Raw genomic sequence first — 21155 nt, 5'->3', positions numbered from 1 at the left:
TAGAAACCAGACTAAATCGCATCTTCATCTTCTTCGCCGGTACGAATACGAATAACCCGCTCGACTTCAAATACAAAAATTTTGCCATCGCCAATCCGGCCGGTTTGAGCGGTTTTCATAATGGCTTCGACGCAGCGCTCAACTAACTCATCGCCAACGACAATTTCCAGCTTAACCTTCGGCAGAAAATCAACCATATATTCCGCCCCACGGTACAGCTCGGTATGGCCTTTTTGCCGGCCAAAGCCTTTAACTTCGGTTACAGTCATGCCGGTGATATTAATATCGGCCAGGGCCTCGCGCACATCATCTAATTTAAAAGGCTTAATAATGGCTTCAATTTTTTTCATTACGGTTTCCAAAGCTTAGGGCCAGAAGTTAGCGCCAGTATAATACATACGCTGGTTTGCAGCAGCTTTTTAGCGCGAATTAGTTGATCCTATTTCGTGCAGATACGTTAAGATATTCTGCATATTTTAACGGAGGGTGGTCCAGAATGCAGGCAGAGCAGATTATTGCCCAGATGCGGGTTTTACCGGAAATAGATACAGACTTTGAGATCAGGCGTCGGGTTAATTTTATTAAGCAGCAGTTGCGCACTGCCGGCATGACCTCGCTGGTACTGGGGATCAGCGGTGGGGTCGACTCTACCACCTGTGGCCGCTTAGCCCAGCTAGCTATAGACGATTTAAACCAGCAACATGGTGGCGGTTACCAGTTTATTGCCGTCAGATTGCCCTATGGCAGCCAGCGCGACGAAGATGAGGCGCAACTTGCCGTCAGCTTTATCCAGCCAACCAAAGCCGTTACGGTTAATATTCAGGCGGCTACCGATGCATTGCATCTGAGCACGCTGGCCGCATTTAGCGGCGAAGACAAGCAGCGCATTAGTGAGGCAAAGGCTGATTTCGCTAAAGGTAATGTTAAAGCCCGTTGCCGGATGATGGCGCAATACCATATTGCCGCGCTGAATGATGGCCTGGTGCTGGGGACTGATCATTCTGCAGAGAATATTACCGGCTTTTATACTAAGTGGGGCGATGGTGCCTGTGATTTAGCGCCGCTATTTGGTTTAAGCAAACGTCAGGTACGCGCGCTTGCCGCTGCCCTTGGTGCACCGCAACTGCTGGTAGGCAAAACGCCAACAGCCGATCTGGAGTGCCTGAGTCCGCAAAAAGCCGATGAAGCCGCACTGGGTTTAAGTTATCAGCAAATTGATGATTTTCTGGAAGGTAAAGCCGTTGCGCCCGAAGTCGCAGAGCGTTTAATCAGCATCTACCTGAAAACCCAGCATAAACGCGAACCTATTCCTACCGTTTACGACTAGCCCCACCACCCCCACCTAGAACATTTATTAAATATATTTGCTACACTTTGCTTACCAGGTTTCAACTGGTAAGCAAGGAGTGCATAGATGAAAGCGTATTTAACACAACAAGGGCTAACCTTACTTGAATTAATACTTGGCCTGGCAATTATGGCTATTATGCTGCAGATTGCCCTGCCAGCCATGGCTGAGCTAATTAACAAGCAGCGGGCAGGCAGCTATATGCAACAGTTTAGCCGCCATCTGGGCTATGCCAGGATCCAGGCGGCAAACAGCCAGCAACCGGTGCGGCTATGTCCACTGTCTGGCACTGAGTGCCAAAGTGACTGGCAACGTTATCCCATAGTGTTAAGCCTGCTTAACCCCCACACCGACTCTGCGTATACCCTGCGGCAAATACCGCCGGTGTTCGCAAGCCACCGCTTAATATACAACCGCAATCAACTGCAGTTCCGGCGCGACGGCAGCCTGAACGCGCTTGAAAACGGTACCTTTTACTATTGCCCACAAGACAGCTTCCAATGGCACTATCGATTGGTACTAAACCAGGCAGGGCGCAATCGGTTAACCTTTCATCAGCAATCTTGTCCCGCTTAATCCCAGCAAAATAGTGAGTTGGCTAAACTGGCATTGCGCTGGCCGGTGTGGTCCAGGGTAAACACCAGACAATCCCTATCGGCACGTTGTGCGCCTTGCGCCTGAACTTGCAACATGAAGCTGCTGTTATCTGTCAGGCTAACCTGTAACTGATAGCGGCCACTGGCTGTATTGCCGTCAGCAGCTACGCCCAGCAAAGTCAGATTATCGGTGTAGCGGCCATAATCGGCCAGGTGGCGCTCCTGAATATTGGCCGCGGTGAGTAACGACCTGCTGGCTTCAGCGCGATGTGTTCTCAGCACGTATTGCTGATAGGACGGATAAGCAATGGCACTAAGAATACCCACTATGGCAATGGCCACCATTAATTCAATCAGACTAAAACCCGAGCGTATCATTAATGTGCTCCTGTTTCCTGGCGGTACGTCGCCAGTTTAAGCCAGCGGGGAAACTGCTCAAGCCTAAGCACTTCAGTGCAATCCGGGCAGGCCGGCGCTATCGTCAGCAGGTTACTTAGCACCGTTTGCTGCTGATCCGCGCTTTGTAAAATCAGCGCCGCACTGCCATCATTTTGCTGCTGCAATTTAAGCTGGCCTTCACCATTTGCCAGGCGGAAATAGCGCTGGTTATATACCAGGCCTGCGCTGTGCAGATGCATTGCCACAACATTGTGTGCGCCGCTTTGGCTGGCACAATCTTCAGCACTAAAGTCACTGCTGGCGACAGCGCTGTAGATCACCCCTGCTATCACCTGTGGTGGCTGGGTAAGCTGCCCGGAGAGCCTAACCCACCAGCCCGCAGCCTGCATTAACGCCTGCCATTGCGGGTAACTCAAACCATTATTGTGCTCTGAGTCTGCCAACAACGAGCGGTCAACGAGCTCAGCAAACTGCACCAGGGCAGGCGCAGCAATGACTGCCGGCAGTCGCAAGGCCACCAAAGCATCTTCACCGCTACCCGTATTGCGGGCGACTAACAGCAACAGTTTATAGCGGGCCGGTAAGCCATCCGGACGTAATGGCAGCGGCAGGTTAAGATCAAACAGGCCAGCCGTTTGAATAAAACGCCAGTCAGTGTGGGTTAAATCTGCCAGTAAACTGCTGGCACCAAAGTGATTGGCAAATACCGCTGTTAGCCACACCCGGCCATTCAAATCGACACTGACAAGTTGGTCAACAAAGCCATCATAGTTGCTGTCTAGCGGCAACGGGCTGGCATAAAAAGGCGCAGCGGGCCCCAGACTATCAGGCAAGGGCCAGTCTCGTATTGAAGCCAGCGGCACCTCACTGTCTGCTGGATATAACAGCAACTGGCCTGCGCCCTCCCAATCAGCATGGCTTAAAAACCGCTGCCGCGGCCCAGCTCTGTTGCCTGCCGCCAACTCAAGCCGTTGAGGCGCCGCTGCTTGCCGCCAGCATGCAGCCACTGTGGCCAGGGCGCTAAAACTGACCACTGCAGTGGCGAGTACAGTAAGGCACACTATAGCCAGCAACGGGCTAAACTTAATCAGTTTACTCCTCGGCATACAGCACCTCACCTGCCACCAAATGCTGGCGCAATAACATACTGCTGTAACCGGCAGCAAAACGGCTATCGTCAGACAATAAACGGGTCGCCATATTGAACACATCGCATTGCACCAATAGTTCAGACCATACCGCGTAGCCCGCCGGGCAACGACTAAAGACGATTAAATCGGCTTCAATATTGGCTTGCGTTGCCGCGCTAACTGAGCTCAGATGCTCGGCCAGGGCCTGTTGCTCAAACAATAACTGTTGCTGAGCAGCTTGCGCTGATTTTATGCTCATCTGACTGATAAATAAATTTGCGCTGACAATTAACAACATCACCAGCAAAAAGATTAAAGCGCTGATCAGCGCCATACCGCGTTGTGGCATAAAACCTCCCTGTTACTGGGTAGTGAAAATACTCAGGTTTTGATACTGCAAAACTGGATTAAAGCTATATCGAAAGTTAGAAAGTGGCGTTATTAAAATACACACTGCCGGCCAGCAAAAGTCGCCGGTAATGATCCTCTGGCGCGACAAACTGCACCGCACCCATTTGATAAGTTTGCTGATTAACGTAACTGTTGTCGGGCAGGGTGCTGCGTAGCAGAATGTAAAAGCGGATACTGACAATCCGGCCCAGTTGTTGCTGCCAATGTTGCTGGCTCATTTGTGCAGTTGGCAGCATATAATTTAAACGGCCATCGTAATTTGCATCTATGCCAAATTCAAAATGCAGCCGCTCCACCCCGTCTAACAGCGAATCAGTGGCAATTCGTGCCAAACCATTTTCTGAGCGCACCAGCCTTTTGCGCATTAATACCGGCACGGTTTCGCCATCGAGTCGCTGCTGCTGAATATAAAAAACTAAATGCTGATAAGGATAAAACTCTCTGTCATCAAGCCCGCTGCTGTCCAGGTCAACTAAACGGCTTTGTTGCCAGTCTGGGGCAATGTAGAACCGGTTGGGCCGCAACTCTGCCCGGTTAACCGCCAGCCCTATCGCACGTTTTAGCTGCAACACCTCGCTGTCAGCTGCCAGCGAGGTTAAACAATTAAGCTGGCGGCCAGGCGCGGCTACTCTGGCATATAAAGCAATAAAAGGTTGGCCCGGCGCTGGAAAACTACCTGTATCCAGCTCTTCCTCCCGGCAATCGCCTGCTGGTGACGTGATCTCAGCCGTTGCGTTGGTAATATCAGTAAAGCTGACGCCGCCCCAAAAACCGGTATTTTGTAACTCGTTGTGCAACAGATTTAACCCCAGCTGACCATTTTGCTGCAACTGCGCCAACTGCTGGCTCTGGCGTGATGACGCCGTTAAACTGGCAAAAATTTGCACGGTAAAGCCAAGTAGTAACAACGCCAACAACATTGCTATTAATAGCTCAACCAGTGAAAAGCCACGGCTAATCATGTTCAGGGCAGCCTTGCAGTTAAGGTCAGCGCTGAACGGCCTAAACCAGCCTCGCAGCCGGCAACTTGCGCAATGTTGCTGCTGTGAGCTCGCTGCTGCCAGCTGGCTTGGATATGCAGATTGTTATCAGTAAACTGTAAGCAAAATTGCGGCGCAAATAACGGCGCAGCTAATCCAGCTTGTAAAGCGGATGGCCATAGCTGCTGCCAGCGCGCTAATTGATAGTCGCGTAGCTCAGTGCCCGTGCACCATGCTGCTGCATTGCAGCTGGGTAACTCAATGGGGTCTGGGGTAGTTAATTCCAGTGAAAAACCAGGTTGCCCTGAGATGCTGGCAGCCAGCTCCTGCACCAACACCGCGCTTAAAGCGACAGCGGTGGTTCGCTGAGTGGCGTCAATCACATATTGCAAAGCCAGGGTTTGCCCGGCCAGCACGCCAAGCAACCCCAGTTTTAAAATAAGTAGGGTGATCAGAACTTCAAGCAGACTAAAACCGTGTTGTAACTGCATATCCATATGCCATAGCTAATTCACTTAACTATAAAGTTACAACAATATTTCAAAAGATCAAATTTTAAGCAAATTAATTACCAACAACGCTGCACATCTGCCGCAGCAAAGCCGCCGTTAGCACCTTTACGTCCGGCCTGATTAAGGGTCAAGGTACCACAACCGTCTCCTGCCTGGGCCGCACCAGGCACAGCGCTAAGCAGAAAAGTCCGGGCCGCCGCATTTGTCAGACTAAAAGTATAGCGGCCGGCAACTTCATTCATACATTGCATTTGCGGCATTACTATTCCTTCATATGAAAAGGCAGCGGTATAACCCCGCTCCATCAACTGCGCCTGCTCCATCAGACAAGCTGCGGCTGCGGCGCGATTAGTGCGCTGCACATAATTCTGATACGAAGGATAAGCAATAGCGGCCAGAATACCCACTATCGCCACCACTACCATTAACTCTATCAGGGTAATACCTTGCTGTTTTTGTCTCATAACATTACTCATTGATTAGTTAACTCACGCCAGGACACCCGACCACGTAATACTTCTGGTGCTACGGCTTCATCAGCAATCCGGGTATCGGCTAAGCCAATAATCATCCTGTCTTCAAAAAACACCGGCTCACTGGGCATACCATCAAAGCGCTGGCCACTGGTTGGCACTGGATCAGGGAACATTATCGCATCATCGGCATCAATTACGCCGTCACGGTTCCGGTCAAAGAACTGGTAGTTCAAACGTCCACCGGTATAAGGATTAACCGACATCACCCAACCACTACCTTGCGGGTTACAATCGTTATCACCCGGCGTAATGGTATTTATCACTAAACTATTACCCACTAATTGCGGCCGGTTTACTATCCGCTCTCTGGCATCACCCAAATCAATATACCAGCCACGCTTACCTGCCATATCAAATGGTGCCCCAGCCTCGATTAATCGGGAGCTACCGTCCTGGTAAATAATATCCCGGTCAACTAAATCTGCCCGGCCATTTATCACCAGACCATCTTTAATGCCATACCAGCTATTGGCTTCGCTTAACAACGGGTCTTCAGTAGATAACATTTTACCGGTACCAAAAAACACCCACAAATGGCCAGTGTCGGGTTGAGATGACAAAGTCACACCCCCGGTAATCGGCTGCGTTTCCCCTGCGGCGTCCTTTGCCGTAAATAACGGCTGATTACTATAGGCAACCACCCAATCACCAGGGTTAGCCGACGATAAATCAAACTTCCAGATATTGCCCAGATAATCACCGGCAAAGAACCAATCAGAATTACCATTGCCGTTGGCATCCCAACCCTCCACCTGCCCCAGCCCGCTGGGCGAACCACTGCTGGTTTCCAGCCGTTTTAACACCTCACCATTGGCTAAATCAATTACCAGTAAGCCGGCTTTGTTGGTACTGTTATTGTAACCATAACCCGCTATCGCCACCCATTTACCGTTATTCAGGCGGGAAATCACCGGTTTATTGGTGGTGATACCCAGTTCAGGAAAACGTTTATCCCACAACACCTTTTCAGTTGCAGCAACCGTCGCTAACGCTGCAGGGTCGGTCACATCAATTGCAAATAAACTATCGCCACCGCGCCCCAGCGAGCCCAGTAAAATAGAGCGCCAGGCACCGTTGATATAAGCATCAAACACCACTGATGAACCATCAACATAGTATTTATGCTGGTAATCAGGATCAGCAAAAGAGGCCAAGTCGGCGGCTTCGGTTAAGATCTGCTGTGGAATATAGGCCATCACTTCGCGGCCATTAGTGCCATTGAACGCATGCAACATACCGTCATTCGCGCCAACGTAAACTACTGGCGCCCGTTCGGCATTCGCCGTTAGAAAACCGCGGTAACTGCTGGCGCCATCCCAGTTATAGCGCTGATAATTTCGATTGGCAGGCGCGGCGACATAAAGCGGTGATGAATTGGCAATATCACCCATTAATGACACCCGCCGCCGGAACTGTGCATTATCGCCCACTTCCAGAGTTTGATTACCGCGCAGATAATTAACCAGAGTATCTTTGCCGCTTAGTGCATTACCATCGGTTGTCACATTAGCCGGTGTAAAAGCTGCGACTCCACCATTTCTTTTGCCAAAGATAATATTGCGGGAGTCCCAGGCCGGGAAGTTTGATTCCCATACTGGCGCAGTCACATCATCTATATTAAAAGATTTAAGGGAACCACTCCATTCACCCGAGTTAAAACTACCCTGATAAACAAAATTATCAGCTTGCATTGAAGTAGTAGTGCCGGCCAGGTTGGACGCAGAGGCCACCCGGTCGATAATCGCAGTAAGGGTTCGCTCCAGTTTTAACGCAAAGTCATCCGGTTTATCGGCAGTAAAAAAGCCACCGCGGCCATTAACAGCAGCATGCAGTAAATCATCGATCTTAGCGGCATTTTTTTCGGCGACAGTACCGGCAAATGGGCTGGCCCAGTTAATAGTGGCACCACTGTTGATGGCGGCAAAGGCCGTTTCAGGGTCTTCCGCGCCAGTTACCCCCAGTCCCACGCCAAAGGTAACCATATGCTGCCAGAATGCAGGATTGATAGTACTGGTGGGTACCCGGTTGTCCAAATCCGGGCGTAAATCATTTTTCCAGTATTTCATCGCCACATCGGCCAGAGTAGTAGTATGACCGTCAGTAAAAGGCGCTACCGGAATATAAGTAAAGTCACTGCCGGTATCACCCTCTGGCCGCAGAATAGTGTTGCCTGCAGTACCATCTTCGTTACCTACACCTGCAGCGGTGTTACCATCTGACCAGTAACCGTCGGTCATTAAAATGGTAAAACTTTGCCGGCAGGAAATATGATCAACCGCTGCCTCACCACCGCTGCCTGGGCTTAACCCCCAGGGGCCACGACTGTCCGTTCTGGAAAAGTATTGACCAGCCGCATCCAGGGCTGAAAGTAACGGCGTACCTGCAGCAGGAATATCACGGTTATATAGCTCAGAGAAAAAACCACTTTTCGCTGCATCTTTAAAATCACGCACCCCCCGCACTATTACGCGGGTATTGGCTTGACCATCTACTGTGGAGTTACCTTTATTAATTGCACCATAACCCACCCGCATTTTTTCTGACTGACCCACAAAGGCCCGGCCAATACCAGCCCGGCTGGTTAAAATACGCGAGCGATGATAGGTATACCAGTTAGCAAAATTTTGCATTTCCGCGGTGTAGCTACAAACTCCGGCAGCACAATCAGAGCGGCTGCTTCGACCATGGCCGCTATAGCTTGGAATGGTCGAGCGGATCTCAACTTTGCTATAATTGGCCCATTCCCAATCGCCACCACCATTATGGTAAAAATACGTCGCAGGCCAGAAGTTTCTGTTTGATGTAGTTGCCTCTGTAGTACAACCGCCTGTACTACTGGTGCAGCGCACCCAGCGGCTACTATTATAATTACTATTAGTAACCGTTAGATTACGGGCATTATCGTTCACTGAGCCACTGGGACAAGTACCGGTACTCATTGGATTATGCCAGGCACAATCAGGGCGGGCATCTGGCATGGTTGTACCATCAGCACTTACCCAGGGTTTGTAGGTAACACTGGGGTCATAGTAGCTTTTATTCATCTGGGCCGAGCGGGCAAAGGCGTTATAAGGCTGGCCATCTTCAACTGTAGGCACCCGGTTGTCATAGTCACTGGGGCCGTAGACGTTGTCCGCTCGCGGAAAAATATAGCGGGCACTAGCCAGAATAGCTTCATCCGGTAATAGTTCAAAGTGCATAGAACCCGAGTCATCAATAATAAACATGATATTAGGTGGCACTGAGCTGCCGGTTTGCAGCGGAGTCTGAGCAATTTCAATCGCTGCCTGAGCGGCAGCAGAACCAAATAAAATACTGGCCACAAAGGCAAATTTTACTGGCATCCTGGTTAAACGTAATAGTTTCATTGGTATATCCTCAGCGACGCCAGATGGTTTGTAAGGTAACTTCCGCCCTGCCAGGAGTCGCAGGCACCCTGGCCGTTATCCTGAAGGTCGGTTGTAAGCAGCCAACCGGAGGAGTAGTAGCCCGATCGCAATTCGGTGGAAAGGGCCAATCATCCATATATTCAACAATATAGCGTGCAGGGTTAGCCAGGCCGGTATTCATTGCAGGCGCATCCACCCAGGTAACAAGCTCTCCGGGGGCCCAACGATCTGGCTGGGTCGGATCGGGTATAGCGTAAAAACCAGCATTATTAATCAGCGCCACCGGGCCACCAGGTAGCGGAGCGTTGTCCAAAATGCGCTCAGCGACTAATAAAGCCGCTTCAGCTTGCTGCAACGCCAATTGGCGGTCATATAAGTTACCGGTCATTTTCTCCTGCACCGATGTGCGTTTCATATTAGTGACTGCAAGCAAGGTTATCGCCAACAGCAACAATAAACTAACAACCAGGGCAGCGCCCTGTTGCTTAGGAAAATGTTTAGAAAAGGACTCGTACACCATCACCCCCTAACCTGTTGCGTAGCGACACCAGGAAACTAATATTTTTAACATTGTCTGGTATGTTAATACCTTGCAATACCGCATCGTCCAGCGTTACTGTCACATTTGCCGCTATTATCCGCCCCCAGGTATTGGAGGCATTGACGGCAGCCGCTGTCTCGAAGTTCAACGTATCACCGTTTAAATAAACAAACTGCAAATCACTGACACCAAACAATACTTCTTCATTGACTTGTGTATCACCAATCAGTGATGCCCGATAGAGCGAATTAACGGTTGTATCATCGCGGCTAGGCGCCACAAACCATGCTATTGATTCAAAACGCATTAGCATTGCATTGTTGCTAAAGTTACGTGGCGGTGAAGTACCCGGAGCCCAGGGGCTGATAAAACCCAAGTCAGCATCTGCATTTAAACCTGAAACATTATGCGTAACTTCATCAGCAACTGCGGTTGTCACCTGAAAAATACTAGACATCGTTTCGTCGCATGCTACGGCAACCTGGCCAGCTGCAACAACTGAATTAGTGTTTAAACTAAGGGTTGAACCGACATAATTATTTATTGAATTACTATTACCTGCCGCAAACATCAACCGCAACGCCTGAGTACCATTCGTTGGTGTTACACCATTAATAGCAGCAACAGGTGCCGCCAGCCCTAAAATGCCTGAGCCAGTTGCCCAGTCAGCCCATGCCGGGCGCACACCTGCTATAGCGATGCTATTGCCTACCCAGGGTGAATTATTACAACCAATAAAACCGGCATTACGAATATCTTGTGACATTAACTGGAAGCTTAAGCGGGCGGTATTTTGCAGCTCACTTAGCGTCATATTTGCCCTGCTGGTAGCCTGGTTAGCAATAAACACACCAATAACGCCGCCTATTACCAGCAACCCCAGAACCATGGCGATCATCAGTTCCACTAATGAGAAACCCTGTTGTTTTATTTTCATGGCATTACCTGCGTTACTATTTGATTCTCTGCACCAAGTCGTTCATCGCCCCAGTTAATGGTTACGGTATAGCGATCGCCTTCCCAGCTTACAACCGGGCAGGTATCTGCCCGGGTCGCTTGTTTAACATCTTCTACCCAGGCAGCCGTGCCGAGTTCAGCGCTACCAGCGCAATCACTGAATGCATAGTTCCCCAGCCGGGCGGCCTCCGGGTTTGCACGAAGCAATTCCGACAGGGTATCGGTCAGAATCACCGCCATGGTGCGCTCCAATGAGCTGTTAGTATTGCGCATGCTGGAAGTTTGCAACGCCGCCACCCCAAGTAAGCCAATACCCAGCACCAACACCGATATCATCACTTCCAGCAACGATACACCTTGCTGCTTTTTTAATCCTAAAGGCTGTTTTTTCATAATTTGCCCCTTATTAAGCCGGATCAGCCGGCGTCGGGCAATTGACTGCCACGTTATTACTGACCACCCGGGTACGGCCACCAGAGCGCAACTCAATATCCCGGCTGTTAGGGTTAATTTGATTATCTGGCAGGCAAATCCGTAGCACACCATTAAGGGCATTGTTAGCATTACCACTGCGAACCAGCCCCTGCGGATTAAAGCGAATAGAATGCCCGGTAGCGTCTACAGTGGCATTTGCCACATTGGCACTGGACAATACTCTGAGATTGGCTGACAGCATGACACTGGTTGCAACGGGCGCGGTGTCAACCGTACCCCGCACTAACCAACCTTGCCAGCCTGCAGCGGGCGGTACAGAACAGTTTTCACCATCGGTAGTATGACAAAACAGCATGCTTTGGTTTTGCTTTATCGCTTCAGTTCTGGCCAGAATCAGGCCAGCCAGCATATCATTGGCCTGAGCACTAAGCCGATTTGAATTAACCAGATTGGCAAAACTCGGTACCGCCACTGTCAGGACTATCGCCAGCACTGCTACCGTTACCATCAGCTCGATCAGGGTAAAACCACCCAGTGCAGCCATGCGCCTGCGTTGCTGTACCCTATGTTGCTGTAAATTGTTATCTGCAACCACTAATGCCATAGTGTTTTCCACTTCTTAGGTTAAGTAATAGGTAATCACTTTATTGCTAGCGTCACCCTAGCAAACCACAATGACTATGCCCAGCCCGGGCCTGACTAAAGGTATGATCAGCCGATAAACGGCACATAACTCTCATATGGCTCTGCAACTAATTAAGATTAAGTTTTAATGCCTGTTTCACCTGACTCAGCGCTCTGCGGCTGACCTCTAACCGGTCAGCAACGCCGGTTAATTCAATATAATGTTTGCCGTCGCTAGCCGAGCGCAGCGCGCTAAAGTACTGCTTGTTAATCAGAGTGCTGCGATGAATACGCACCAGGTACTGCGGGTAACGCTGTTGCAACTGGTTCAGGCTTAGCTCAAGCAAAGCTTCGCCACCGGCGAACACCATCCGCACATATTTACTGTCAGCACTAAAATAGTGAACCTTATCTAAACTGATCTGGCGGGTCGCTGAGCCCAGTTGATAATTGATAAGCTCAGCCGGTTGCGGCGTGCGCTCTAGATGCGCCCGGGTGCGGTTGCCTACGCGGGCCAGCGCAGCGCTTAACCGCTCCAGCGATACCGGTTTTAAAATATAGTCCGCCGGGCATACCTGATAAGCATCCAGCGCATGCTGAGGGTGGGCGGTAACAAAGATGATAGCTGGTGGCAACGGCTGGCTGGCCAGCTCTGCCGCCAGTTGCAAACCATCGCTACCGGGCATGGCGATATCCAGCAGTAAGACATCGGGCTGTAATTGCTGACACAAGGTTAAGGCCTGCTGGCTGTTCTGCGCTTCGCCCACACAACTAAAATCAGGTATAGCGCTAAGTAAGCGCTGCAAGCGGGCGCGGGCCAGCGGCTCATCGTCGACAATCAGTACTTTCATCTGTTTGTGCCGGGCTGGGTTTTAGGTAACACCAGTTTAACCCGAAATTTGCCATCGACAATACTGCGACTTAAACTGGCGCTATCACCGAAATACAGCTGCAGCCGCTGGCGGATATTAACCAGCGCGACGCCATTGCTGCGGCTTTTATCAAGGGCAGGTAAAAAAGGATTGGTTATTAGTAAAGTCACCGACTGGCTGCTGTTAATCAGTTCAATGTCTATGCTGCCACCACGCTGATCGCTCTCGATGCCGTGGCGCACCGCATTTTCTAATAAGGGTTGAATAGTCAGCGCCGGTACCTGCAGCTTAGGTAAGGTCTCAGGCAGTTGCCAGTTCTGCTGTAAACGCTCGCCAAGCCGCCATTGTTCCAGCGCCAGATATTGCCGCGCCAGGGTGAGTTCTTCTGCCAGGCTGATCTGCTCACCGGCGTGCATCGCCGCCCGGAATAAATCGGCCAGGTTAAGTAAAGCCTGCTCGGCAGCCTGGCTGTCCTGCTGGGTTAATTCGGCGGCGGTATTCAAACTGTTGAATAAAAAGTGTGGTTGGATCCGCGCTTGCAAGGCACCCAGTTCAGCCCGGCTTTGCGCTGCTAGTTGCTGGCTGCGCTCAGCATGCATTAACCCCAGTTGTATCGCCATCAGGCCAACGATCAGCGCTATCATCAGATTCGCCAGCATAAAATGCCAAAAGCTTTGGGAACCTAACACACCCAGATCATGTAACCATAACCAGGCCAGACTACTGACCAGCACCGTCATCAGAAACAGTAAACTCAGACAAGCAGTGGCAATCATTAATGGCTTTTGCCGGGCCAGCTGCGGCCGTAACTTGCAATAGCTGTAACCGGACAACAGGGCAATCCAGTGCACAAACAAACTGATCAGGCCTAAACGTTGCCAGGGGCTTTCCGCTGCAGCGGGCGCAAACGCCAGCATAATTGCAACAGCCTGAGCCAGCACCAGCATTCGCATTACCATCCGGCCATGACATAAATCAGGCAGCGGAAATAACGGGTAAGGTGTGGCAGTCACTGCTTTATTCACCTTAGCTCCCTTTGCGCGGTTAACGCAGCTCTGCCGGAATAGCAAATACCACGTTTTCAGGTCGACCGGGGTTTTCATTCACGGTGTTACCACCCCACATTTTCAGCTGCGCCACAACCTGTTGCACTAATACTTCAGGGGCTGAGGCACCGGCGGTTACTCCTACCGCCTTAACATTATCCAGCCAGCTTTGCTGAATATCATTAGCGGTATCTATTAAGTAAGCGATACAGCCCATTTTTTCAGCAAGCTCACGTAAGCGGTTAGAATTACTGCTGTTTTTGGCTCCAACCACTAACAGTAAGTCTGCCTTCGATGCCAAATCACGCACCGCATCCTGCCGGTTCTGGGTGGCATAGCAAATATCATCTTTGCGTGGCCCGTCGATCTCAGGAAAACGATTACGCAGCGCAGTAATCACATCAGCCGTATCATCAACCGACAAGGTAGTCTGGCTGGAATAGCATAATTGCGCCGGATTTTTCACCTGTAGCCTAGCAACATCCTCCGCAGACTCTACCAGATAAATACCACCGGCCAGGTTATCGTACTGGCCCATGGTGCCTTCAACTTCCGGATGGCCGGCATGGCCAATCAAAATACACTCAATACCTTTACGGCTGGCCCGGGTCACTTCCATATGCACCTTGGTTACCAGGGGGCAGGTAGCATCAAATACTTTTAAACCGCGCTGTTTGGCGGTTTCGCGCACGGCTTGCGACACGCCATGGGCACTGAAAATAACAATATTGCCATCGGGTACTTCGTCCAGCTCATCGACAAACACCGCACCGCTGCGCCGCAAGCCATCCACCACAAATTTGTTATGCACCACCTCATGCCGCACGTAAATGGGGTGTTCGTACAATTCCAGTGCCCGCTCCACAATACTGATGGCCCGGTCGACCCCGGCACAAAACCCACGGGGGTTGGCTAACAAAATATCCATCTGCTTAGCTCACTTTTACAATTTCAACATTAAAGGTCAGGGTTTGCCCGGCCAGCGGATGATTAAAATCCACTGTCACCGAATCGCCAACCACATCACGCACCAGCCCCGGTAACTCAGAGCCATCTGGCATCGCAAAGCCAATAATACTGCCTACTTTCGCCGGTGCATCAATCGAGAATTTGCTGCGATCAACATAATAAATATTGTCAGGGTTGGGCATGCCATAGGCATCTTCTGGTTGCAGGGTGAAGGTTTTCTTTGCCCCAGCAACCATACCCAGCAAATGGGCTTCAAACGCCGGAGAAATACTGTTATCGCCCATTTGCAATTTAGCGGGTTTATTGTGCACCCGGGTACTTTCGGCAGCACTGCCGTCGGTTAAGGTAATGTCAAAATGAAACAACACCGTACTGGTTGGGCCGATTTGCGACTGCGTCATGCTTTATCCTCTGCTTTACTGCTAAAACTATCCCAGATTAGCAGGCCCGCGCCAATACAGATCACTGAGTCAGCAATATTAAATGCCGGGTAGTGCCAGTTCTGATAGTACAAATGGAAAAAGTCGATGACATAACCGAATACCATCCGGTCAATTAAGTTGCCAATAGCACCAGCCAGCACCAGCGCCAGTGCCAGATTTAATTTCAGTTCCTGCCGCCCCACCCGGCTCAGCCACACGGCAATCACCATACTGATAACCACGGCAATCAAGGTAAAAAACCAACGCTGCCAGCCGCCGGCATCACTTAAAAAAGAGAAGGCCGCACCATAATTACGCACATAGGTCAGGTTGAAAAAGGGTAGCAATTCAATCGAATCGTACAATGCCATTTGCTGATGCACCACTTGCTTAGTCAGCTGATCCAGCACAATAAAACCGATAATCAGCCACCACCAGCGCCAGCCTGTTTCTTTAAACAAGCGCATCAGGCAAACTTCCGTTGCTCGCCGCTGCCTGCGACATTACTAACACAACGCAAGCAAATACCAGGATGGGCCGTATCAGCGCCAACATCGTGCCGGTGATGCCAGCAGCGTTCACACTTCGGCGCCGCAGAGGCGCTTACCAGCACACTTAACCCGGCAATATCAGTGGCCACCGCTGTAGCCGGTGGCGCCTCGGTACTGACCTGCGCGGTAGAGGTAATTAAGGCAAAGCGCAGCTCGTCACCCAATTTACTTAGCGCAGCAGCAAGCTCTGCATTGGCATACAGGGTGACTTCGGCTTGCAGTGAGGCGCCAATTCTATCCTCGCGCCGTGCTGCTTCCAGCACCTTGTTTACCTCGTCCCGTACCTGTAGCACCTGTTGCCAGTAATTGTCGTCAAACTGGCCGGCAGCAACGGTCGCCAGCACGTCATACCAAACCTCGGTAAACACATATTTACTGCGCTCGCCAGGCAGCGCCTGCCAGATTTCCTGAGCCGTAAAGCTCATAATTGGTGCCATCCAGCGTACCATCGCCTGCGCAATATGGTACAACGCCGTTTGGCAGGACCGGCGGGCCACACTGTTTTGGTGCGCGGTGTACTGGCGGTCTTTAATCACATCCAGATAAAAACTGCCCAGCTCCACGGTACAGAAATTCATTAATTTCTGGCTCACCTGATGGAACTGATAGTTGTCATACGCCTCAACAATTTCCAGCTGTAATTTGGCAGCGCGGCTAACCATCCATAAGTCCAGCTCAACCATTTCGCTAAACGGCACTAAATCGGTTGCCGGGTTAAAACCATTCAGGTTAGCCAGCAAAAAGCGTGCAGTATTGCGGATGCGCCGGTATTTGTCGGCAGCGCGGTTCAGAATTTCATCTGACACTGTCATCTCAGAGGTATAGTCGGCCGTGGCCACCCATAACCGTAAAATATCAGCACCCAGTTTGTTCATGACGTCTTGCGGCGAAACCACATTGCCTAAGGATTTAGACATTTTGCGGCCTTCACCATCCACAGTAAAACCGTGAGTCAGCACCTGCCGATAAGGTGCATGCGCTTTGCTGGCAACCCCGGTCATTAACGATGACATAAACCAGCCACGATGCTGATCAGAGCCTTCCAGATATAAATCAGCCTGTGTGGCGTGCTTAAATTCGGGGCGCTGGTCAACTACAAAAGCATGAGTCACTCCTGAGTCAAACCAGACATCCAGCGTATCACTGACTTTGACGTATTGCTCAGCATCAACCCCCAGCAGTTCGCTTGCTTCTAAATCAAACCAGGCCTGAATACCGCCCTGCTCCACTTTTCTGGCTACCTGCTCCAGTAAGCTTTGCGTATCCGGATGCAAGGCACCGGTGTCTTTATCGACAAACAGCGCAATAGGTACGCCCCAGGTACGCTGACGCGAAATACACCAATCCGGACGACCTGCCACCATTTTTTCAATCCGCTGCTGGCCCCAGTCCGGGATCCAGCGGGTGTTAGCAATTTCAGCCAGCGACTTGTCGCGTAAGCCCTGCTTATCCATACTGATAAACCACTGCGGCGTGGCGCGGAATATAATAGGTGTTTTATGGCGCCAGCAATGAGGGTAGCTGTGCTTATAGGCTTTATGCACCAGTAACGCACCGGCAGCTTTTAGCGCTTCCACCACACTGTCGTTGGCTTTAAACACATGCTGGCCGGCAAACAGCGGCGTATCCGGTAAGTAAACGCCATTGGCGCCAACCGGGTTTGCCACTTCCAGGCCATACTGCTTGCCGACGACAAAGTCTTCCTGGCCATGGCCAGGGGCCGTATGCACACAGCCGGTACCGGACTCAGTGGTTACATGCTCGCCCAAAATTACCGGCACACTGAAATCATAAAGTGGGTGGCGTAACTGGGCCAACTCTAATGCGGCACCTTTACAAAAGCCCAGCGCATGGTAATGTTCGATATTGGCGCGGGCCATCACGTCATTCACCAGATCGGTGGCAATAATTAACCGCTCCGGGCCATTTGGCCCCTGCTCAATCTGCACCAGGCTGTAATCCAGTTTGGCATGCACAGCTACCGCGCGGTTAGCCGGAATAGTCCAGGGGGTGGTGGTCCAGATCACCACCGATACCGGGCCCTGGCCGCTATGCTGCTCAGGGTGATCAAATTTATCGACCAGCTGCTCATCGACCACCTTAAACCGCACATCAATCGCCGGTGATACTTTATCCTGATATTCCACTTCAGCCTCAGCCAGCGCCGAGCCACAATCGGTACACCAATGTACCGGCTTCGAACCTTGCTGCAGATGACCATTATCGATAATCCGGCCCAGCACCCGGATAATATTCGCTTCCGAGCTGAAATCCATAGTGCGGTACGGGTTATCCCAGTCGCCCAAAACGCCTAAGCGGATAAAATCGGTTTTCTGCGCTTCTATTTGGCTTTGCGCATAATCGCGGCAATGCTGGCGAAATTCCGCAACCGATAATTTTACGCCGGGTTTACCGTGCTTTTTCTCTACCACCAGCTCAATCGGCAAGCCATGGCAGTCCCAACCCGGCACATAGGGCGCATCAAAATCTGACAACGTTTTCGCTTTAACAATAATGTCTTTTAAAATTTTATTAACGGCATGGCCAATATGAATATTGCCATTGGCATACGGTGGGCCATCATGCAGAATAAAGCTCTTTTTGCCTTGTTTGGCACTGCGGATCTGCTGATACAGGCCATCTGCCGTCCACTCTGCCAGCATTTGCGGCTCGCGCTGGGCCAGGTTGCCACGCATGGCAAAGGCCGTTTCTGGCAAGTTAAGGGTATGCTTATAATCGCTCATCCGTATTATTCCGTTTTAAAGTTAGCTAAGGCTGCTGGCAGTTTTGGCCAGCCGACTAAAATAAGTTTTGGCAGCGTGCATATCTGCCGTAATTTGCTGTTGTAACGCCGCCAAATCAGCAAAGCGTTGTTCATTGCGTAACTTATGATGCAAAGTTACCGCTATCTGGCTGCCATATAAATCAGCTTTAAAATCAAAAAGGTGTGCTTCTAACTGTTCACGCTGACCTTGTACCGTCGGTCGGTTGCCAATATTGGCCACGCCCTGAAAGCAGCCATATTTGGTTTGCGCAGTAATGGCATAGACACCGCCTACCGGCAGTTTGCGCCGGTATAACCAGACATTCGCGGTGGGAAAACCTAAATCCCGCCCCAGCTTGCGGCCATGCCGCACCCGCCCCGTCAGACTGAACGGCCGGCCTAACATCGCGGCCGCTGCCGATAAATCATCATGTTGCAGGGCTTGTCTGATCAAAGTACTGCTTACCCGTTGTTGTCCCAGTTTTAAACTGGAGGTGCTGTTCAAACCAAACTGATAGCGTTCCGCGGCCAGTGCCAGCATAGCAAAATCGCCCGCTCTGTTGTTACCAAAGCGAAAATCATCGCCAACAATCAACTGCTGGGCACCAAGCTGTTTTAACAACAATTGCTCAATAAAAACTGCAGGTTGCATGGCAGCAAACGTCGGATTAAAGCCAACACAAACTAAACGGTCAATGCCCAGCCGGGCCAGTTCTGTATATTTTTCCCGAAAACGGCTTAAGCGGGCCGGTGCAGCGCTACCAGCAAACAATTCCAGCGGTTGCGGTTCAAATACCATCACGCAGGATGGCAGGGTTAAACGCTTAGCAATAGCCTGCACCTTTTGCAGCACCGCCTGATGCCCCAGATGCACACCATCAAAATTACCTATGGTCAACACACAGCCATGGTGCCGGGGTTGAATATTATGTAAGCCGCGAATTAACTCCATGCCTGCCTTAAGGTTGCTGTTACTGCTGATAAACGCGGCATTATAACCACTAACTTAATTGCTTTCAGCAATAGTTTGCACACGAAAATGGGATAACCGCACCCCCAGCAGCCACAACATAACAAAATAACTGACAATACCCAGCACACATAACAACCCCAGCCGGCTCGCCTGCGCCCAGAAATCCAGCAGTAGCCAGGCCGCAAACGGCGGGCTTAGCCAATACAAGCCCGCGGCCATCACGCTACTGGCCAGAGCTATCTTCAGCAGAAACACCCAGCTGGATTTACTAAAACTAAACACACCAGCCAACACCAGCCCCCGATATAGTAAATAAGCATTTAAGCTGGCTGATAAAGCCGTTGCCAGCGCCAGACCAACATAACTAAGCCAGGGTGCCAGTAGCAGGTTCAACCCCATATTCGCAACCATGGCAATAATACCAATCCGTACCGGGGTTTTAATATCCTGGCGGGCGTAAAAACCCGGGGCAAGCACTTTAATCAGCATAAAACTCAATAAGCCGGTGGCGTAGGCTATCAGGCTGTACGATACCATCATCACATCTTGCTGACTGAATTCGCCGCGCATAAACAGCAGCATAATAATAGGCTGCGCCAGCACCATCAGTGCCGCCATCGCCGGTAAGCCAAACATGGCGACAAAGCGGATGGCCCAGTCCAGAGTATGGCGAAACTTCGCGCCGCTGGCACTGGCATGATGGCGCGATAAATTAGGTAGAATCACCGTGGCAATGGCAATACCAAACAACCCCAGTGGAAACTCGATCAGTCGGTCAGAATAGTACAACCAGCTGACGGCGCCAGTCAGTAAAAACGACGCTATCACCGTATCAAACAATAAATTAATCTGGCTGACCGACACACCAAACAATGCAGGCAGCATCAGGGTGCGGATCTTTGTCACGTTAGGGTCACGCCAGCCCCATTTTGGCAGCACCAGCAAACCCGCTTTGGCCAGAAAAGGCAGCTGAAACAACAGCTGCACCAGGCCGCCGATAAATACCCCCCAGGCCAGGGCCATAGCGGGCTCATTCAACTGCGGTGCCAGATACCAGGCAGCGCCAATAATGGCAATATTTAAAAAAACCGGGGTAAAGGCGGCAACGGCAAAGCGGTTATAGGTATTGAGCACAGCACCACTGAGCGCCACCAGACTGATAAACCATAAATAAGGAAAAGTGATTTTCAGCATCAGGCTGGCTAATTCAAATTTCTGGGCGTCGGGGCCGTCGTTCAGCCATTCAATAAACCAGCCAGTCATAAATAACATAGTCAGAAGCGGCGACGCTATCACGCCAAACAGGGTAACCAAAGTAACAATGACCCCCAGGGTACCGGCCACTTTGGCAATTAATTCCCGTACCGCGTCATCACCGTGCTGCGCTTTAACTTCACTTAATACCGGTACAAAAGCTTGCGAAAAAGCACCCTCGGCAAATAAACGGCGTAAAAAATTCGGGATGCGGTTGGCAAAAAAGAATACGTCTGCTGTTGCACCGGCGCCAACAAAGTTAGCCACCACTACATCCCGGATCAAGCCTAATACTCGTGAAATCAGCGTCATAGCACTGACAATTAAGCCAGATTTTAGTAATTTTCCCGACACCCGCAACTCCTTTATTTACGCCAGGGCTATTTTGGCTTGTTATCACACCCGATTACCAGTAGCTGCAACAATTTAATTGCTGCACTTTAACG

The 21155-nt window shown here is 50.7% G+C and carries 22 protein-coding genes; 2 read left to right on the top strand and 20 right to left on the bottom strand.

Features of this window, described 5'->3' with window-relative positions; all coding sequences use genetic code 11:
- Positions 1-11 precede the first annotated feature (11 nt).
- Entirely contained in the window at positions 12-350 is a 339-nt protein-coding gene (gene glnB / locus WG68_RS00635) for a nitrogen regulatory protein P-II (protein ID WP_046555721.1), read from the bottom strand.
- A gap of 146 nt (positions 351-496) precedes the next feature.
- Between glnB and nadE the strand changes: the two genes are divergently transcribed.
- Together nadE and WG68_RS00625 are read left to right on the top strand one after the other, a co-directional pair.
- Positions 497-1327, top strand: a complete 831-nt coding sequence (nadE, locus tag WG68_RS00630; RefSeq protein ID WP_046555720.1) for an ammonia-dependent NAD(+) synthetase — start codon at positions 497-499, stop codon at positions 1325-1327.
- Between the two features lie 87 nt (positions 1328-1414).
- Positions 1415-1924 (top strand): GspH/FimT family pseudopilin, encoded by a 510-nt coding sequence (locus WG68_RS00625; protein ID WP_046555719.1) that lies wholly within the window; start codon positions 1415-1417, stop codon positions 1922-1924.
- Here the strand turns inward: WG68_RS00625 and WG68_RS00620 are convergent.
- From WG68_RS00620 to murJ, 19 genes are all read right to left on the bottom strand, one after another.
- Positions 1921-2322, bottom strand: a complete 402-nt coding sequence (locus tag WG68_RS00620; protein ID WP_046555718.1) for a type IV pilin protein — start codon at positions 2320-2322, stop codon at positions 1921-1923. The genes WG68_RS00625 and WG68_RS00620 overlap by 4 nt on opposite strands.
- Positions 2322-3449 carry a hypothetical protein gene (locus tag WG68_RS00615; RefSeq protein WP_046555717.1) on the bottom strand — a complete coding sequence of 376 codons (1128 nt, stop codon included), beginning with the start codon at positions 3447-3449 and terminating at the stop codon, positions 2322-2324. The genes WG68_RS00620 and WG68_RS00615 overlap by 1 nt, the downstream gene beginning before the upstream one ends.
- Entirely contained in the window at positions 3436-3822 is a 387-nt protein-coding gene (locus WG68_RS00610; protein WP_052748903.1) for a hypothetical protein, read from the bottom strand. The genes WG68_RS00615 and WG68_RS00610 overlap by 14 nt, the downstream gene beginning before the upstream one ends.
- A 76-nt stretch (positions 3823-3898) precedes the next feature.
- Entirely contained in the window at positions 3899-4846 is a 948-nt protein-coding gene (locus tag WG68_RS00605) for a PilW family protein (protein ID WP_046555716.1), read from the bottom strand.
- 2 nt (positions 4847-4848) lie between these two features.
- The gene (locus tag WG68_RS00600) at positions 4849-5355 is read right to left on the bottom strand and encodes a prepilin-type N-terminal cleavage/methylation domain-containing protein (RefSeq protein ID WP_161796336.1); all 507 of its coding nucleotides are present in this window, start codon (positions 5353-5355) and stop codon (positions 4849-4851) included.
- Between the two features lie 77 nt (positions 5356-5432).
- Positions 5433-5840 (bottom strand): type IV pilin protein, encoded by a 408-nt coding sequence (locus WG68_RS00595; protein WP_152663001.1) that lies wholly within the window; start codon positions 5838-5840, stop codon positions 5433-5435.
- A gap of 8 nt (positions 5841-5848) precedes the next feature.
- A complete protein-coding gene (locus tag WG68_RS00590) occupies positions 5849-9280 on the bottom strand; it encodes a pilus assembly protein (protein WP_046555713.1) in 3432 nt (1143 codons plus the stop codon).
- A 10-nt stretch (positions 9281-9290) separates the two neighbouring features.
- Positions 9291-9821 carry a pilus assembly PilX family protein gene (locus WG68_RS00585; RefSeq protein ID WP_046555712.1) on the bottom strand — a complete coding sequence of 177 codons (531 nt, stop codon included), beginning with the start codon at positions 9819-9821 and terminating at the stop codon, positions 9291-9293.
- On the bottom strand, positions 9799-10779 hold the full coding sequence (locus tag WG68_RS00580) for a PilW family protein (protein WP_046555711.1): 981 nt from the start codon (positions 10777-10779) through the stop codon (positions 9799-9801). The genes WG68_RS00585 and WG68_RS00580 overlap by 23 nt, the downstream gene beginning before the upstream one ends.
- A complete protein-coding gene (pilV, locus tag WG68_RS18970) occupies positions 10776-11192 on the bottom strand; it encodes a type IV pilus modification protein PilV (protein ID WP_052748902.1) in 417 nt (138 codons plus the stop codon). The genes WG68_RS00580 and pilV overlap by 4 nt, the downstream gene beginning before the upstream one ends.
- Before the next feature lie 13 nt (positions 11193-11205).
- On the bottom strand, positions 11206-11838 hold the full coding sequence (locus WG68_RS00570; protein WP_052748901.1) for a GspH/FimT family pseudopilin: 633 nt from the start codon (positions 11836-11838) through the stop codon (positions 11206-11208).
- A gap of 148 nt (positions 11839-11986) precedes the next feature.
- Positions 11987-12709 carry a LytR/AlgR family response regulator transcription factor gene (locus tag WG68_RS00565; protein WP_046555710.1) on the bottom strand — a complete coding sequence of 241 codons (723 nt, stop codon included), beginning with the start codon at positions 12707-12709 and terminating at the stop codon, positions 11987-11989.
- Entirely contained in the window at positions 12706-13755 is a 1050-nt protein-coding gene (locus tag WG68_RS00560; protein ID WP_052748900.1) for a sensor histidine kinase, read from the bottom strand. The genes WG68_RS00565 and WG68_RS00560 overlap by 4 nt, the downstream gene beginning before the upstream one ends.
- A gap of 19 nt (positions 13756-13774) precedes the next feature.
- Positions 13775-14704 carry a 4-hydroxy-3-methylbut-2-enyl diphosphate reductase gene (gene ispH, locus WG68_RS00555; RefSeq protein ID WP_046555709.1) on the bottom strand — a complete coding sequence of 310 codons (930 nt, stop codon included), beginning with the start codon at positions 14702-14704 and terminating at the stop codon, positions 13775-13777.
- Between the two features lie 4 nt (positions 14705-14708).
- Positions 14709-15146 (bottom strand): FKBP-type peptidyl-prolyl cis-trans isomerase, encoded by a 438-nt coding sequence (gene fkpB, locus WG68_RS00550; protein ID WP_046555708.1) that lies wholly within the window; start codon positions 15144-15146, stop codon positions 14709-14711.
- Entirely contained in the window at positions 15143-15634 is a 492-nt protein-coding gene (gene lspA, locus WG68_RS00545) for a signal peptidase II (RefSeq protein WP_046555707.1), read from the bottom strand. Before lspA ends, fkpB begins: the two co-directional genes overlap by 4 nt.
- A complete protein-coding gene (gene ileS / locus WG68_RS00540) occupies positions 15634-18462 on the bottom strand; it encodes an isoleucine--tRNA ligase (RefSeq protein WP_046555706.1) in 2829 nt (942 codons plus the stop codon). The genes lspA and ileS overlap by 1 nt, the downstream gene beginning before the upstream one ends.
- Before the next feature lie 21 nt (positions 18463-18483).
- On the bottom strand, positions 18484-19434 hold the full coding sequence (ribF, locus tag WG68_RS00535; protein WP_046555705.1) for a bifunctional riboflavin kinase/FAD synthetase: 951 nt from the start codon (positions 19432-19434) through the stop codon (positions 18484-18486).
- Between the two features lie 54 nt (positions 19435-19488).
- On the bottom strand, positions 19489-21063 hold the full coding sequence (murJ, locus tag WG68_RS00530) for a murein biosynthesis integral membrane protein MurJ (protein ID WP_046555704.1): 1575 nt from the start codon (positions 21061-21063) through the stop codon (positions 19489-19491).
- Between the last annotated feature and the right edge of the window lie 92 nt (positions 21064-21155).

It is taken from the genome of Arsukibacterium ikkense (assembly GCF_000987775.1).
Classification (GTDB): domain Bacteria; phylum Pseudomonadota; class Gammaproteobacteria; order Enterobacterales; family Alteromonadaceae; genus Alishewanella; species Alishewanella ikkense.
The sequence above is the reverse complement of the archived record's forward strand: the minus strand, read 5'-3'. Positions and strand labels throughout refer to the sequence as shown.